Origin of the sequence: Geothrix edaphica (genome assembly GCF_030268045.1) — a bacterium.
GTDB lineage: Bacteria > Acidobacteriota > Holophagae > Holophagales > Holophagaceae > Geothrix > Geothrix edaphica.
In genome coordinates, this window is the sequence record NZ_BSDC01000001.1 from 354,563 (window position 1) to 369,859 (window position 15,297).

Below are 15,297 nucleotides of genomic sequence, written 5' to 3' on the forward strand. Positions count from 1 at the left end.
ATGCTGGTCCCATGGAGACCCGGGAGGGGGCAACGATGGGCACCTGCCTGATCGCGGGCTGCGGCTACACCGGAGCGCGGCTGGCCAGGCGCCTGGCGGGCTCGGGTCCTGTGCTCGCCTGGACGCGGTCCCCGGCGCACGCCGAGGCCCTGGCCGCCACGGGCATTCCGGCGCGGGCCGTCGACTTCGACGGGCCAGTGCCCCCCGAGGTGCCGGCGCTCGCGTCCGTCCTGTACCTGGCGCCTCCACCCGCCACTGGGGAGGCCGATTCGCGGCTGGGGCGGTTCCTGGACAGCCTGGCCGGGGCCCGGCCCGAGGTGCTGGTCTACCTGAGCACCACCGGCGTGTACGGGAATGCGGGGGGCCGGGCCGTGGACGAGGCCACGCCTCCCGCACCCGGGGACGGCGCCGGTCGTCGCCGCCTGGCCGCGGAGCGGGCGGCCTTCGCCTGGTGCGCGGAGCGCGGGGTCCGCTGCGTGGCGCTCCGCGTGTCCGGAATCTACGGGCCCCAGCGCCTGCCCCTGGACCGCCTGCGGGCCGGGGAGCCGGTCCTGCGGCCCGAGGACTCGGGCCCGGGCAACCGGATCCACGTGGACGACTTGGTGGCGGCCTGCGTCGCGGCGCTGGGCCGGCCCGTGTCCGGCGTGGTCAACGTGGCGGATGGGGATCACCGCAGCATGGGCGCCTTCCTGGAACTGGTGGCGCGGCTGGCGGGCCTCCCCGCGCCCCGCCGGGTGACGCTGGCGGAAGCGCGCCAGGAACTGAGTCCCGGCATGCTGGCCTACGCGACCGCCAACCGCCGCGTGCTCAACCGGCGCCTGGTGGAGGACCTGGGCGTGCGCCTGCGCTACGCGGACCCGGAAGGGGGCGTGCGGGCGAGCTTGGTGGAGATGGGACTGATCAGTACCGCAGCACGCTGAACACCGGCAGCCCCTCGACCTTCTCGCGGCCGGGCAGGGAGGTCAGCTCGATGAAGACGGTGAGGGCCACGGCTTGGGCGCCGGTCTTCTGCACGAGCCGCTGGGCGGCGGCGGCGGTGCCGCCGGTGGCCATGACGTCATCCACGATGAGCACCCGGTCGCCGGGGCCGAAGGCGTCCGTGTGGATCTCCAGGGCATCGCTGCCGTACTCGAGGCCGTAGGCCTCCTTGTGGGTGGGCATGGGCAGCTTGCCGGGCTTGCGGGCGGGCACGAAGCCCACGCCCAGCTTCTGGGCCAGGGCGCTGCCGAAGATGAAGCCGCGGGATTCCAGGCCCAGCACATGGGTGGGCTGGAGGGTGAGCACGGGCTGGGCCATGGCCTCCACGGCTTCGCCGAAGGCCTCGGCGTGGGAGAGCAGGGGCGTGATGTCCCGGAAGAGGATCCCGGCTTTCGGAAAGTCCGGCACGTCGCGGACGAAGGCGCTGAGGGGAGTGGTGAGGGTCATGGCTACCTGAGGATCTGGAAAGGAAAGGGAAGCGAGGATCGCACATCCAGGGGCTCCCAGTCCAGCCGTCTCACGGCCGCGAAGGACGGACCCTCCGCCAGCCGGGGTCGGAGGGCCGCCAGGGCGGCCGCGGGACCTTCCACCTCGCCGGAGACCGAGCCGTCCGGCTCGTTGCGCACCCAGCCCGCCAGCTCGAGCGCCCGGGCCTCCCGCTCCACAAACCGGCGGTAGCCCACCCCCTGGACGGCGCCGTGGACGTGGAAGCGCACCGGCACCGGACTAGGCCCCGGTCGGCCCGTTGAAGGCCGAGTCGAAGTCGGCCTGCCGGGCCAGGGTCTCGGGGCAGCCCAGGTCCAGGCGCAGGGGCGTGACGCTGGCGAAGCCCTCGAACACGGCTCCGGCGTCGCTGCCGGGGGCCTTGACATAGGTGGGGCCCGCGTCGCCGCCGATCCAGAAGTAGGGCGTGTTCCGGGGATCCGCCCGGCGCTCCACCAGGTCGTGGTAGGCGCGGCTGTCCTGGCCCGTGAGGCGGAAGCCCTTGGGCTCGCCCTGGGGGAAGTTCACGTTCCAGATGCGGTTGCCGGGCAGGTCCATGGCCTCCCAGCGCTCCAGGAAGCGGCCGATCCAGGGCTCCGCCTGCTCCAGCGAGCCCTGGGGGTGGATGGAGAAGGCCGCGGCGCGGGCGCCCTGGAGCCGGCCCTCGAAGGCCGCGCCCACGGTGCCCGAATAGAACACGTCCTCGCCCAGGTTGAAGCCGTGGTTGATGCCGGAGAGCACCCAGTCCGGCCGGCGGTCCAGCACCTCGCAGACGCCCAGCAGCACGCAGTCCACGGGAGTGCCGTCGCAGGCGTGGCGGTCGGGGCCGATCTCGTGCAGGCGGAGGATGTTGTGCAGGCTGAGGGCCGAGGAGATGGCCGAGCGGTTGCGGTCCGGCGCCACGGTGACCACCCGGCCGAAGCGGGAGGCCACCCGGGCCAGGGCCGCCAGGCCCGGGGCCCAGAGGCCGTCGTCGTTGGTGAGCAGGATCAGGCGTTCGGGCATGGCACCAGTGTATCTGCCCCGCCCAGGATCAATCCTGGGCCAGGTCCCCGAAGAAGCGCCGGTCCCAGACCATGATGTGGCCCTTCACGAGGTCCAGGGCCAGGAAGCCGAGGATGGCGGGCAGGTCCGTGCTCACGCCGCCCATCTCCTGCTGGAGGATCTTGGCCTTGGCGACGAGGCGGTTGTGCTCCTGGGCATGCGCGGGCAGGTCCGGGTGGCCCACCCGGGCGAGGATGGCCTCCTCGTCGTGGAAATGCTGGGCCACGTGGGCGATGAGCAGCTGCATCCGGAGCTTCGCCTCTTCGGGATAGCGGCCGCTGGTGATGGCGGACAGCAGGCTGTTGGAGAGGCTGTAGAGCTGCTGGTGCTGGTGGTCGATCTCCGGATGGCCGCATTCCAGGCGGGGATCCCAGGTGAGGGCGAGGATGGAGGCTTCGCCCTCACCGTGGGGCTCTGCCGCTGTCAGGGAGGCCTCGGTGCGGTTCCGGCCCCGCTCCTTGGCCCGGTAGAGCGCCTCGTCCGCCCGGCCGACCCAGGCGTCGAGCTCTTCCAGCCCCTGGTGCTGCGCCACCCCCAGGCTGATGGTCACCATGCCCACCTGGGGGATGGAGCGGGCCTCCACCGCCTTCCGGATCTTCTCCGCCAGGATCGTGGCCCCGGCCAGGGTCGTGGCGGGGCAGAGCACGACGAACTCCTCGCCGCCCCAGCGCGCCAGGGCGTCCGAGGCCCGGAGCTGGCCGCGGACGGTGCCCGTGATGGATTTCAGCACTTCGTCCCCCACCCCGTGGCCGAAGGTGTCGTTGACGTGCTTGAACAGGTCCAGGTCGAGCATGATGAGGCTCAGGGCCGCGTCCCCGCGACCGGACAGGGCGATGAGCTGGGCTGCGCTGTCCTCGAACCAGCGGCGGTTCCAGGCGCCGGTGAGGGGGTCGGTTCCGGCGACCTGCTCCATCTGGTCCAGGGCCCGGCGGAGCTCTGAGTTCGCGAGCTCGCTGGCCGCCTGGGCCCGGGTGAGGTCCTCCAGCCGGCGCCGGAGCTCGGGATCCGGCCCGGCGGCCCGGAGGCGCCGGATCCAGTGCCCGAGGGCCGCGCCGGCCGCGAGGCCAAGGGCGAAAGCCGCGGGGAGCGCCAGGGGGTTCGTCGCGTCCAGGGTCATGGGCAGCCTCGGCTTCCGTCCACCCTACCCGTTCAGCGCCCGGAACCTGGATGATTCTGGGCCGCCCGGTTCCTGCCAGGATGGAACCCACCCGACCGGCCCATGGATCCCGACCTCTCGCTGACCTCCGCCCTCCCGATCCCCGAAGGGGAGGGTGGGGCCGCAGGTGTTTCGGCGGGTCGTCTCGAGGTTCTGGCCCGGCTCCGTGAAAGGATCGTGGCCTTCGCGGCATCCCGGGGTGCAGGCGCCCATGCGGAGGACCTGGCGCAGGAGGTGCTGGTGCTGCTCCATACGAAGTACGGCCATCTGGAACGGGCGGAGGACCTGGTCCCCCTGGCCTTCCAGATCCTGCGCTTCAAGCTGGCGGCCCACCGCCGCCGCGCCGCCCGCCGCGGCGAGTACGACGCCGTGGACCTGGACGCCTTCCCGCCGCCCTCGGACGCGCCGGACCCGGCCATGGTGCTGGAGCGCAAGGAGCTGCTGGCCCGGCTCATGGGGGGCATCGCCCAGATGGGGGAGCGCTGCCGGGAGCTGTTCCGCCTCAAGCTCCAGGGCCGCACCTTCGCGGAGATCCAGGGCCTCCTGGGCGCAGCCAGCCTCAATACGGTCTACACCTGGGACCACCGCTGCCGGAAGCAGCTGCTCGACACGCTGGGCGGGCGCTGGGAAGGCGTCGGAAGCGGACCGGGCGGAAGGGGGGCGCCATGAAGCGCGCCGAGGCCGAGAAGCTGCTGGGCGGCCATGCCGCCGGGATCCTCACCGAGGCCGAGCGGCGCGCGCTGTTTGAGGCGGCCCTGGAGCATCAGGGCCTGTTCGATGCCCTCATGGACGAGGAGGCCCTGCGGGAGCTGCTGGCGGATCCCGCGGCCCGGGTCCAGGTGCTGGCGGCCCTGGCGCCCTCCGCAGCCGCGCCCCCCAGGCTCGTGCCCTTCTGGCGGCGCCCGGGCGTGATCGGCGCCGCGGCCGGGATCCTCGTGGCCACCACCGCGGGCCTGGCGATCCTGCGCAGTCCCGAGGCCCAGCCGCCGGCGGCGAAGGTGGCCCCTGCGCCTGCCCCGGCCACGGCACCGGCACCGGCACAGGCCACCAACCCCGCGCCCGAGGCCCAGGCGATCGCGGCCCCGCCGCCGAAGGCGGCCCGGCGGACGGTGGGGATCGAGGCCCCCCGGACTCTGGACACCCCGGCCGCTCCGGCTCCGGCACCCCCGGCTCCGGCCCAGGTCGCCGGTGCCGTCGCGCCCCGGGAAGAGGCCCGGGCCCAGGCGGCGGAGGTGAAGCAACTGGAGGTCCGGGACCAGGTGTCCAGGAAGGCGGAGGCGGCGGGGATGAACCGGGCCGCCCTGCTGGAGGCGCGGGATTCCGGGTCGGCCCCGGCGCCCCGCGTGGCCGCGAAGGCAGCCGCGCCCGCGCCCCAGGCCGCGGCGCCGGTGTGGACCCTCGACACCCTGCCGGACGGGTCCACCCGCGTGACCGTGAGCGCCCCCCGGGCCGCCCATGTGGTGCTGCTCCGCCGCGGCAGCTCGGGGGTCGAGGTCATCCGGCCCGCGGCCGGGCCGGAGCCCTGGCTGTTCCAGCTCCGCCTGGCGCCCGGCGACGTCCTGGACCTCTACGTGCTGAGCGGCCCCGCGGCCGACGCGGCGAGGCTGCCGGAAACCGGCCCCGTGGACGGGTTCCGGGCCCGGATCCACCCGCCCGCGAAAAAATAATCCGCTCCCTTGAAAGGGGCGCCCTCCCGGCGGCATTCCCTCCTGAACCGCGCCCTGCCGGCGCGGCCCCTCCGGGAGGAACCCATGCCGCTGCGCCGGTCCACCACTGCCCTGTTCGCCTGCTGTGCAGGTCTCGCCGTGTCCTTCACCGGGGACGTCCAGGCCCGGAGCCGGCCCGGAACCAACCCCAGGCTCCAGGCCCCCGGCGGCGAGTCCGCGGACGCCACCCTGTCGCCCTACTTCTTCGTGAAGGGCGGGGACGCCTCGGTGGACCAGCTGCCCCTGAAGTCCACCTCCGCCAAGGTGGCCATCGCCGGCGTCATCGCCGACGTGACCGTGACCCAGGTCTACCGCAATACCGGAAGCAAGCCCCTGGAGGCTCTCTACGTGTTCCCGGGCTCCACGCGGTCGGCGGTCTACGGGATGACCATGCGCATCGGCGAGCGGGTGCTCAAGGCCCAGATCAAGGAGCGCGGCCAGGCCCGGGCCGACTACGAGCAGGCGAAGCAGCAGGGCCGCAGCGCCTCGCTGCTGGAGCAGCACCGGCCCAACGTGTTCCAGATGAACGTGGCCAACATCCTGCCCGGCGATGAGATCCGCGTGGAGCTCCGCTACACCGAGCTGCTGGTCCCCACGGAGGGCACGTACAGCTTCGTCTATCCCGCGGTGGTGGGCCCGCGCTACGCCGGCAAGGCAGGCACGGAGTCCAGCACGGGCGAGACCTGGGTGGCCAACCCCTATACCCACGCCGGGGAGAAGCCCGCCACCACCTTCGACCTGGAGGTGAAGCTGTCCGCGGGCCTGCCCATCCAGCGCATGGCCTGCGACACGCACAAGACGTCCATCGCCTACGACGGCAAGACGGACGCCACGCTGCGGCTGGACCCCAGCGAAGCCCACGGCGGCAACCGCGATGTCATCGTGAAGTACCAGCTGGCCGGGAACGCTGTGCAGTCGGGGCTGCTGCTGGACCAGGGCAAGGACGGGAACACCTTCCTGCTCATGGCCCAGCCGCCCAAGCGCGTCACGCCGAAGGATCTGCCGCCCCGCGAGTTCGTCTTCATCATGGATGTCTCCGGCAGCCAGATGGGCTTCCCCATCGAGGTGTCCAAGGTGCTCATGAAGGAGATGATCCAGGGCCTGCGGCCCCAGGACCTCTTCAACGTGATGGTCTTCGAGGGCACCTCGGCCTTCTGGTCGCCCAGCGGGTCCCAGCACGCCACGCCTGAGGCCACGCAGCAGGCCCTGGCCTTCGTGGGCTCGCAGCACGGGGGCGGCGGGACGGAGCTGGGCAGTGCGCTGCGCAAGGCCCTGGGCCTGCCCCGGGTGCCCGGCATCTCCCGCACCTTCGTGGTCTCCACGGATGGCTACATCAGCGCCGACGGCCAGGTCTTCGATCTCATCCGCAAGAACCTGGGCGCCGCCAACCTCTTCGCCTTCGGCATCGGCAGCTCCGTGAACCGCCACCTCATCGAGGGCATGGCCCACGCGGGGCAGGGCGAGGCCTTCGTCATCACCAAGCCCGAGCAGGCCGCCCTTGAGGCCGAGCGCTTCCGCGCCTATGTGTCCTCGCCCGTGCTGACCAACGTGAAGCTCACCACGAACGGCTTCCACGTCCAGGACCTGGAGCCCCTGCAGCTGCCGGACGTGCTGGCGGAGCGGCCGGTCATCTGCCTCGGCAAGTGGACGGGCGAAGCCAAGGGCACGGTCACGCTCTCGGGCATGACCGCCGCCGGCCCCTGGAGCCAGACCTTCGAGGTGGGGAAGGTGAGGGACCGCGACCACGGCGCCCTGCGCCAGCTCTGGGCCCGCCAGCGCATCCAGGCCCTGTCGGACTACGACCAGTTCGGCGCGGATGAGGGCCGCACGGCGGAAGTGACGCGCCTGGGCCTCGCCTACCACCTGCTGACGGCCTACACCTCCTTCGTGGCGGTGGACACCCAGGTGCGGAACGCGGGCGGCGGAAGCACAACCGTCACCCAGCCCCTGCCCCTGCCCGAAGGCGTGTCCGACGCGGCGGTGGGCGGCCTGGCCAGCCAGTCCGTGGCCTATGCGCCGGCCCCGATGCAGCGGAAATACACCGCGTCCCCCGCCGCCGCCGGAGAAGCCCTGGCCGAGGACCGGGCAGCCCGCCGGGAGGTCCGCCAGGCGGAGCCCAAGGCCCGCCCCACGCTGCGCATCCTCGCCTTCTCGGGGATCACCGGCACCTCCGACCCGGCCTCCCTCCGCCGTGAGCTTGAGGCCCGCCTGAAGGACCCGGCCCTGGTGGCGGCGCTGGCCAGCCTGCCCGCCGGCACGGACCTGGCCCTCCAGGTGGACGCCTCCGGCCAGGTGGTGGCGGCGACCTTCAGCCGGGCCTTCCCCGGGGCTGCCCAGGCCAAGGCCCTGATCCTGGTCTGGCGCCTGCGGAGCTGGACGGGCCGCATGGCGGGGCAGCTCGACCTCACCCTGGGTATTTAGCTCTGAGTTCAATCATTTGCCCTACGCGGATCCCTGGCTTGCCAGGGATCCGCGCTGGCGGGAAGCCGTGTACGGGGTACCTTCGTACCCATGCGAAGGCACCTGGGAGTGGCCTTGATGCTGACCCTTGGGGGCTGCAACCCGGAACCCGCCCGACCCGCCGCCCCTCCCCCGGTGGTGGAGCCGGTGCTTGCCGAGGCCAGGATGCACATGGTGCGGGACCAGATCGTGGCCCGGGGCATCACGGATCCCCGGGTGCTCGAGGCCATGACCCGGGTGCCCCGGCACGAGTTCGTCCCCGCGGCGCAGCGCGGGGAGGCCTACGAGGACTGGCCCCTGCCCATCGGCTACGGCCAGACCATCTCCCAGCCCTACATCGTGGCCTTCATGACCGCCGCCCTGGGGCCCGGGCCCGGGGACCGCGTGCTGGAGATCGGCACCGGCTCGGGCTACCAGGCCGCCGTGCTGTCCTGCCTGGTGGCCGAGGTCTACACCGTGGAGATCGTGGACCCCCTGGCCCGGCGCGCCGAGGCGGACCTGAAGCGGCTCGGCTACGCCAATGTGAAGGTCCGCGCCGGGGATGGCCACCACGGCTGGCCCGAGGCCGCCCCCTTCGACGCCATCATCGTCACCTGTGCCCCCGAGCAGGTCCCCCAGGCCCTGGTGGAGCAGCTCAGGGAGGGGGGCCGCATGATCATCCCCGTGGGCTCCCAGTGGGGGGCCCAGGAGCTGTACCTGCTGCGGAAGACGCCCACGGGGATGCAGCGGCAGGGGGTGCTGCCCGTGCGGTTCGTGCCCATGGTGAAGGGCCGTTCCTGACGCAGAAGCGCCCGCGAAGCGGGCGCTTCTGCGTCAGGAAAGACCGCTCAGGACGCCTTCCAGCCGCCCCCCAGGACCTTGTAGAGGCCGATCAGGTTGCCGATCCTGGCCTGGCGGAGGGCGATGAGGCCCTGCTGCGCGGCATAGAGGGAGCGCTGGGCGTCGAGCACGCTGAGGTAGCTGTCGATGCCCGCCCCATAGCGGGCCTGGGCGAGGCGGTAGGCCCCCTCCAGGGCCTGGGTGAGCGCCTCCTGGGAGGCCAGCTGCTCATCGAGGGTGCCGCGTTGGGCCAGGGCATCGGCGACTTCCCGGAAGGCCACCTGGATGGCCTTCTCGTACTGGGCCAGGGCGATGTCCCGGTTGGCGTGGGCGACCTTGAGGTTCGCGCGCCGCGCGCCCGTGTCGAAGATCGGGAGGACGATCTGGGGCGAGAAGGCCCAGGTCTCGGATCCGGACTTGAACAGCCCCGAGAGCTCGCTGCCCATGGTGCCGAGGCTCGTCGTGAGCGAGATCCGGGGGAAGAAGGCCGCCCGCGCGGCGCCGATGTTGGCGTTGGCGGCCTTGAGCTGGCTCTCGGCCATCCGGATGTCCGGGCGTCGCGTCAGCACTTCGGAGGGCAGCCCCGGGGCGAAGTCCTTCAGCGGGGCCAGGGCGCCGAGCGCCTCCGGCAGCCACTCCGCTGGCACCGGGGAACCGACCAGGAGGCGGAGGGCATTCTCGTCCATGGCCACGGTGCGGGTGTACCGGGCCGCATCCGCCCGGGCCGTCTCCACGGTGACCTGGGCGCGATAGGAGTCGAGCTCGGAGGAGGCCCCGACCTCGAAGCGGCGGTGGACGAGCTTGTAGGCCGCCTCCTGGTTCACGAGGGTGTCCTGGGCCAGCTTCAGGGCTTCGCGATCGGCGGCGAGGGCGAGGTACACGTTCGCGACCTCGGCCAGCAGGGAGACCTGCACGCTGTCGCGCGCCTGTTCCGAGGCGAGGTACTGCTCCAGGGCCTGGTTCTTCAGGCTCCGGACGCGCCCGAAGAAATCCAGCTCCCAGGCGCTGATCCCCACGCCGACCACGTCCTGCTCGACCACGAGGGCCTGGCCGGTCCCGGAGACGCTGGCGGGCAGGCGCTGCTTGGTCCCCTGGGCGAAGGCATTGACCTTGGGCAGCAGGTCGGCCCGCTGGATCCGGTAGTAGGCTCTGGCCTTCTCCGCGTTCAGCGCCGCGATCCGGAGATCCCGGTTGTTGCGGAGCGCGAGGTCGAGGACCTTCCGCAGCCGCTCATCGAGGTAGAACTCCTGCCAGGCGGTGTCGGCGGCCGGCTGCCCGGTGGGGCCGGTGGCGGCCCGGTACGAAGGCCCTTCGGGCCAGGCCTTGGGCACCGGCGGCTCAGGGGTGCGGTACTTCGGCGCCATGGAGACGCAGCCGGTCAGCGCCAGGGCGAGGGGAAGGGTGGACCAGGCTTTGAGCGGCGTCATGGCTGCCCCTCCTCGGAAACCGGGGCATGCGCCGGGGCGGGCTCCTGGGCCTTCTTCCTGAACAGCTGGCTCACCAGGACGAAGGACAGGGGGATGTAGAAGATGGCGATGAAGGTGGCCGTCAGCATGCCGCCCACCACGCCGGTGCCGATGGCGTTCTGGGCCGCGGCGCCGGCGCCCCGGGTGAGGGCCATGGGCAGCACGCCGAAGGTGAAGGCCAGGGAGGTCATCAGGATGGGGCGGAGGCGGAGGCGGGAGGCTTCCATGGCCGCTTCGAGGAGGCCGGCGCCCTGGGCCATCTGCTCCTCGGCGAACTGCACGATGAGGATGGCGTTCTTGGCGGTGAGGCCCAGCGTGGTCAGCAGGCCGATCTGGAAGTAGACATCGCTGGACAGGCCCCGGCCCCAGGTGGCCAGGACGGCGCCGAAGACGCCCACCGGGAGCACCAGGAGGATCGAGAAGGGGATGGTCCAGCTCTCGTAGAGGGCCGCGAGGCACAGGAAGATCACCAGGATGGATACGGCGTAGAGCGCCGGGGCCTGGGCGCCGGCCTGCCGTTCCTGGTAGGAGAGTCCCGTCCACTCGAAGCCGATGCCGGAGGGGAGCTTCTTGGCGAGGTCCTCCATCGCCAGCATGGCGTCGCCGGTGCTCTTGCCGGCGGCGGGCTCACCCTGGATGTTCACGGAGGGGAAGCTGTTGTAGCGCTGGAGATTGGGAGAGCCGTAGCTCCACTCTCCGGCGGAGAAGGCGGAGAAGGGGACCATGGCGCCGGCGGTGTTCCGCACATAGAGCTTGTTCAGGTCCTCCAGCTGCATGCGGAAGGGCGCGTCGGCCTGCATGTAGACGCGCTTGACCCGGCCGCGGTTGATGAAGTCGTTCACGTAGGAGCCGCCCCAGGCGCTGGCGAGGGTATCGCTGATGGCCGGCAGGGGGATGCCCAGCGCGCCGGCCCGGTCCTGGTTCAGCCGGACGTTGTACTCGGGCTGGTCATCCAGGCCGTTGGGGCGCACGGCCTTGAGGTTGGCGTTCTGGGCCGCCAGGCCCAGCAGCTGGTTGCGGGCCTCCATGAGCTTGGCGTGCCCCACGCCGGCGCGGTCCTGCAGCTGGAAGTCGAAGCCCGTCGCATTGCCGAGCTCCAGGATGGCGGGCGGGGCCACGGCGAAGACCATGGCATCCCGGCGCGAGGAGAAGGTGCGCATGGCCCGGCGGATGACCGCCTCGGCCTTCAGTTCGGAGCGGTCCCGGAGGTGCCAGTCCTTGAGCTTGACGAAGGCCATGCCGTTGTTCTGGCCGCGTCCGGCCACGCTGAATCCGCCCACCGTCAGGCAGGAGGCCACCGCCTCCTTCTCATCGTCCTGGAAGTAGTGCTGCACTTCCGACATGACCTTCTGGGTCTGCTCCATGGTGGACCCGGCGGGGAGCTGGACGAGGGTCATGATGATGCCCTGGTCCTCCTCGGGCAGGAAGGCGGTGGGCAGCCGCAGGAACAGCACCCCCATGCCGACCACGATCGCGCCGTAGATGACGGCGTAGCGGCCCCACTTGGAGAGCACGCGTTCCAGCTGGCCCACGAAGATGTGGTTGATCTTGGTGTAGAACCGGTCGAACCACAGGAAGAAGGGGCGCGTGACCTTCCACCCCTTCTCGGCGGCCTCGTGGCCCTTCTCGATGGGCTTCAGGAACGTGACGCAGAGGGAGGGCGTGAGGACCAGGGCCACCACCACGGACAGCATCATGGCGGTGATGAGGGTGAAGGAGAACTGCCGGAAGATGATGCCCGTGGACCCGCCGAAGAAGGCCATGGGGCCGAACACCGCGGACAGTACCAGGCCGATGCCCACCAGGGCGCTGGTGATCTGGCCCATGGACTTCCGGGTGGCCTCCAGCGGCGACAGGCCCTCCTCGTGCATGATGCGCTCGACGTTCTCGACCACGACGATGGCATCGTCCACCAGGAGGCCGATGGCCAGCACCATGGCGAACATGGTGAGCATGTTGATGGACATGCCCACGTACTGCAGGATCGCGAAGGTGCCCAGGAGCACCACGGGGACGGCGATGGTCGGGATCAGGGTGGCGCGGAAGTTCCCGAGGAAGAGGAGCATGACCAGGAAGACGAGGATCACGGCCTCGATGAGGGTCTTCACCACCTCTTCGATGGCCACGGATACGAAGGGGGTCGTCTCATAGGGGTAGTCGACCCGGACGCCTGGCGGGAAATAGGGGGCGAGCTCATTGAGTTTGCCCTTCACGAGCTTGGAGGTGTCGAGGGCATTGGCGCCCGAGGCCAGGCGGATGAGCATGCCGGCGGCCGGCTGCCCGTTGAGCTTCGTGTCGCTTTCGTAGGACTCCGTTCCCAGCTCGGTGCGGGCCACGTCCCGCAGGCGGATGGTGGAGCCGTCGGGGTTGATGCGCAGGGGGATGGCCCCGAACTGTTCCGGCGTCTGCAGGAGCTCCTGCACGTTCACGGTCACGTTCAGCCGCTGGTTCTTGACGGCCGGAAGGCCGCCCGCCTGGCCGGCGGAGATCTGGGCGTTGTAGGCCCGCACCGCCTGGCGGATGTCGTCGGGGGTGATGCGGTAGCCCACCATCTTGTCGGGGTTGAGCCAGATCCGCATGGCGTACTGGGTGCCGAAGGACAGGACCTCGCCGACGCCCTCCACGCGGCTGATGACGTTCTCCACGCTCGAGGCCAGGTAGTCGCGCAGGTCCTCGGCGTTCATGCTGCCGTCCGTCGAGGTGATGGACAGGATCATGAAGATGTTCTTGGTGGATTTCGTGACGGCGATGCCCATCTGCTGCACGACCTGGGGCATCAGGGGCTTGGCCAGCTCCAGCTTGTTCTGGACCTTGGCCCAGGCGGCGTCGGGATCCGTGCCGGGCTGGAAGGTGAGCGTGACGCTGCCGTGGCCCGCCGAGTCGCTGGAGGCGGACATGTAGAGCAGGCGGTCCAGGCCCGTCATCTTCTGCTCGATGATCTGGGTGACGGTGTTCTCCACGGTCTTCGCGGAGGCGCCCGGGTAGAAGGCGTCCACGGAGATGGAGGGCGGGGCCACGGGCGGGTACTGGGAGATGGGCAGCGTCTTGATGGCCAGGAGGCCGGCCAGCATCATGACGATGGCGACCACCCAGGCGAAGATGGGCCGATCGATGAAGAAATTGACCATGGGGCGGCTCCTCTGCCTACTTCGCGGCCGCGGGGGCGGGCTTCGCCCCGAAGGGCACGACCTTCACGGCCACGCCGGGCCGGACTTTCTGGAGACCTTCCAGGATCACGCGGTCCCCGGCGTGGAGCCCTTCGAGGACCAGCCACTTCGGGCCGATGGCGCGGTCCACCTTGAGCGTCCGCTGCTCCACCTTGTCGGAGCCGTCCACGACCATGGCGATGGCGTTGCCCTTGGGGTCGCGGGTGACGCCCTGCTGCGGCACCAGGATGGCCTGCTCGGCCACGCCCTCCTCCACGATGGCCCGCACATACATGCCCGGCAGCAGGATGTGCCGCGGGTTCGGGAACACCATGCGGAGGATCTGCGAGCCGGTGCTGGGGTCCACGGTGACATCGGAGAACTTCAGGATGCCCTGCAGGGGATAGGGGGTGCCGTCCTCCAGGAGGAGCTTCACCTTGGCCTGGTCGGCGCTGCCCTTGATCCGGTTCGCGGCCAGGTTCCGCTGGATCCCCAGCAGGATGGCGCTGGACTGAGGGGAATCCACGTAGACCTGGTCCAGCTGCTGGATGGTGGTGAAGGCGGGGCCCTGGTAGGCCGCGGCCAGGGCGCCGGGCGTCACGCTGGACTTGCCGATGCGGCCCGAGATGGGCGCCGTGAGGCGGGTGTAGCCGAGGTTGATGCGGGCGGACTCGGCCCCGGCCTTCAGGGCCTGGACTTCGGCCTCGGCCTGCTTGGCGCCGGCGGCCGCGTCCTCGTAGTCCTGCTGGCCCACGGCGTTGACGGCGAGCAGCTCCTTGAACCGCTCGGCCCGCTTCCGGATGGCGGGGAGGTTGGCCTCGGCCCGGGCCAGGGCGGCGGCGGCCGTGTCGTAGGCGGCCTGGTAGGGCCTGGGATCGATCTGGTAGAGGACGTCGCCCTGCTTCACGTCGCTCCCCTCCGTGAAGAGCCGCTGCTGGACGATGCCGTTCACCTGGGGATGGACCTCGGCCATGAGGAAGGCGGAGGTGCGTCCGGGCAGCTCGGAGGTGATGGCCACCCGCTCGGGCTGCAGGGTCACCACGGCGACTTCGGGCGTGGCCTTCGCCTGTTCCTTCTTGCCGCAACCGACAGTCAGCACCATTGCCACCAGGGCAGCGGCGAGGAAGACCATTCCGCCTCGATAGGGGGTCTGCATGGGAGCACTCCAAGAAGGGGCCTGAGAAAAATCTGCTTTCGGCACGCGGGGAAGAAGGCGTCGGACGGTAAGTATCAATGCTGTCGAAGGCCGTGATAAGTGAAATCAGTCAGGCGCTCCGCCATGGCGTCGAGGGCCAGGGACGGGTCGGCCGCCGTCCAGGCCAGGCAGTGGATCTCGCTCATCAGCGCGTGGTGGATGCAGCTGCCGTGGAGGGTGATGCCCCAGAAGTCGACCTCTGCGGGGGACAAGTCCGGGCGGATGGCCCGGAGGCAGGCGCGGGCCTCACGGACGAAGGGTTCCATGCGCGCCTGCAGAAGGTCCTTGACCTCGTGCCGGGGGGACTGGAGCTCGCTCAGCCAGAGCCGCGAGGCCGGCACCCGCAGGGGATCCGAGGTGTCGAAGTGGGCATCCAGCTCGCGGAGGAGCCGCCGGATGTGGGTGCGGAGCCGCGCCCGGCCATCCCCGTCCCCATCTTTGGAATCGTCTGAGGCCCGGTCCGCCTCCAGGGCATCCCTTTCACCGGTCTTGGCGGCGAAATGGGCCAGCAGGTAGCGGAAGACCTCCCGGTACAGCCCCTCCTTCCCCTTGAAGTAGTAGGAGATCAGGGAGGAGTTCTTGCCCGCCATGGAGGCCACCAGCCGGATGGAGGTGGCGTCGTAGCCGTACTTGGCGAAGCAGGCCAGGGCCGCCTCGAGCAGTGCGTCGCGGGTGTCGGGGCAGGGTGGGACGGCGGAGGGGTTCATGGGCGGATAGGCGATTTAGTCGTTCGACCGATCAATAGAATTAATCGTTTGAACGGCTCTGGCAAGATGTTTTTTAAATCGGTTAAATTTTTATTAAATAGATTAAATAAATAAAAATAATTTATAAAATAAATCAT

The 15,297-nt window shown here is 70.6% G+C and carries 13 protein-coding genes; 5 read left to right on the forward strand and 8 right to left on the reverse strand.

Features of this window, described 5'->3' with window-relative positions; genetic code table 11:
- Positions 1-35: 35 nt before the first annotated feature.
- Positions 36-920, forward strand: coding sequence for an NAD-dependent epimerase/dehydratase family protein (locus tag QSJ30_RS01650; RefSeq protein WP_285606043.1), 885 nt, complete (start codon positions 36-38; stop codon positions 918-920).
- Here the strand turns inward: QSJ30_RS01650 and QSJ30_RS01655 are convergent.
- The 4 genes from QSJ30_RS01655 to QSJ30_RS01670 are packed head-to-tail and all read right to left on the reverse strand — an operon-like array spanning position 901 to position 3,622.
- The gene (locus QSJ30_RS01655) at positions 901-1,425 is read right to left on the reverse strand and encodes an adenine phosphoribosyltransferase (protein WP_285606044.1); all 525 of its coding nucleotides are present in this window, start codon (positions 1,423-1,425) and stop codon (positions 901-903) included. The genes QSJ30_RS01650 and QSJ30_RS01655 overlap by 20 nt on opposite strands.
- A gap of 2 nt (positions 1,426-1,427) precedes the next feature.
- A complete protein-coding gene (locus tag QSJ30_RS01660) occupies positions 1,428-1,694 on the reverse strand; it encodes an acylphosphatase (RefSeq protein ID WP_285606045.1) in 267 nt (88 codons plus the stop codon).
- A gap of 10 nt (positions 1,695-1,704) precedes the next feature.
- A complete protein-coding gene (gene surE, locus QSJ30_RS01665; RefSeq protein WP_285606046.1) occupies positions 1,705-2,466 on the reverse strand; it encodes a 5'/3'-nucleotidase SurE in 762 nt (253 codons plus the stop codon).
- Between the two features lie 28 nt (positions 2,467-2,494).
- Positions 2,495-3,622, reverse strand: a complete 1,128-nt coding sequence (locus QSJ30_RS01670; protein ID WP_285606047.1) for a diguanylate cyclase — start codon at positions 3,620-3,622, stop codon at positions 2,495-2,497.
- A gap of 102 nt (positions 3,623-3,724) precedes the next feature.
- Between QSJ30_RS01670 and QSJ30_RS01675 the strand changes: the two genes are divergently transcribed.
- The 4 genes from QSJ30_RS01675 (at position 3,725) to QSJ30_RS01690 (ending at position 8,607) form a co-directional block, all read left to right on the forward strand.
- Positions 3,725-4,330: an RNA polymerase sigma factor gene (locus QSJ30_RS01675; protein ID WP_285606048.1), complete on the forward strand. Its 606-nt coding sequence runs from the start codon at positions 3,725-3,727 to the stop codon at positions 4,328-4,330.
- Positions 4,327-5,328 (forward strand): hypothetical protein, encoded by a 1,002-nt coding sequence (locus QSJ30_RS01680; protein ID WP_285606049.1) that lies wholly within the window; start codon positions 4,327-4,329, stop codon positions 5,326-5,328. The genes QSJ30_RS01675 and QSJ30_RS01680 overlap by 4 nt, the downstream gene beginning before the upstream one ends.
- Before the next feature lie 84 nt (positions 5,329-5,412).
- Positions 5,413-7,788: a VIT and vWA domain-containing protein gene (locus QSJ30_RS01685; RefSeq protein ID WP_285606050.1), complete on the forward strand. Its 2,376-nt coding sequence runs from the start codon at positions 5,413-5,415 to the stop codon at positions 7,786-7,788.
- A 120-nt stretch (positions 7,789-7,908) separates the two neighbouring features.
- Entirely contained in the window at positions 7,909-8,607 is a 699-nt protein-coding gene (locus QSJ30_RS01690; RefSeq protein ID WP_420798767.1) for a protein-L-isoaspartate(D-aspartate) O-methyltransferase, read from the forward strand.
- 47 nt (positions 8,608-8,654) lie between these two features.
- Here QSJ30_RS01690 and adeC read toward each other — a convergent pair whose 3' ends face one another.
- The 4 genes from adeC to QSJ30_RS01710 all read right to left on the reverse strand — a co-directional run bounded on the left by adeC (position 8,655) and on the right by QSJ30_RS01710 (position 15,160).
- Positions 8,655-10,073, reverse strand: coding sequence for an AdeC/AdeK/OprM family multidrug efflux complex outer membrane factor (gene adeC, locus QSJ30_RS01695; RefSeq protein ID WP_285606052.1), 1,419 nt, complete (start codon positions 10,071-10,073; stop codon positions 8,655-8,657).
- On the reverse strand, positions 10,070-13,240 hold the full coding sequence (locus QSJ30_RS01700; RefSeq protein ID WP_285606053.1) for an efflux RND transporter permease subunit: 3,171 nt from the start codon (positions 13,238-13,240) through the stop codon (positions 10,070-10,072). Before QSJ30_RS01700 ends, adeC begins: the two co-directional genes overlap by 4 nt.
- Before the next feature lie 16 nt (positions 13,241-13,256).
- Positions 13,257-14,414: an efflux RND transporter periplasmic adaptor subunit gene (locus QSJ30_RS01705; protein WP_285606054.1), complete on the reverse strand. Its 1,158-nt coding sequence runs from the start codon at positions 14,412-14,414 to the stop codon at positions 13,257-13,259.
- Between the two features lie 74 nt (positions 14,415-14,488).
- Complete coding sequence (locus QSJ30_RS01710) at positions 14,489-15,160, reverse strand: TetR/AcrR family transcriptional regulator (protein ID WP_285606055.1); 672 nt, start codon at positions 15,158-15,160, stop codon at positions 14,489-14,491.
- Between the last annotated feature and the right edge of the window lie 137 nt (positions 15,161-15,297).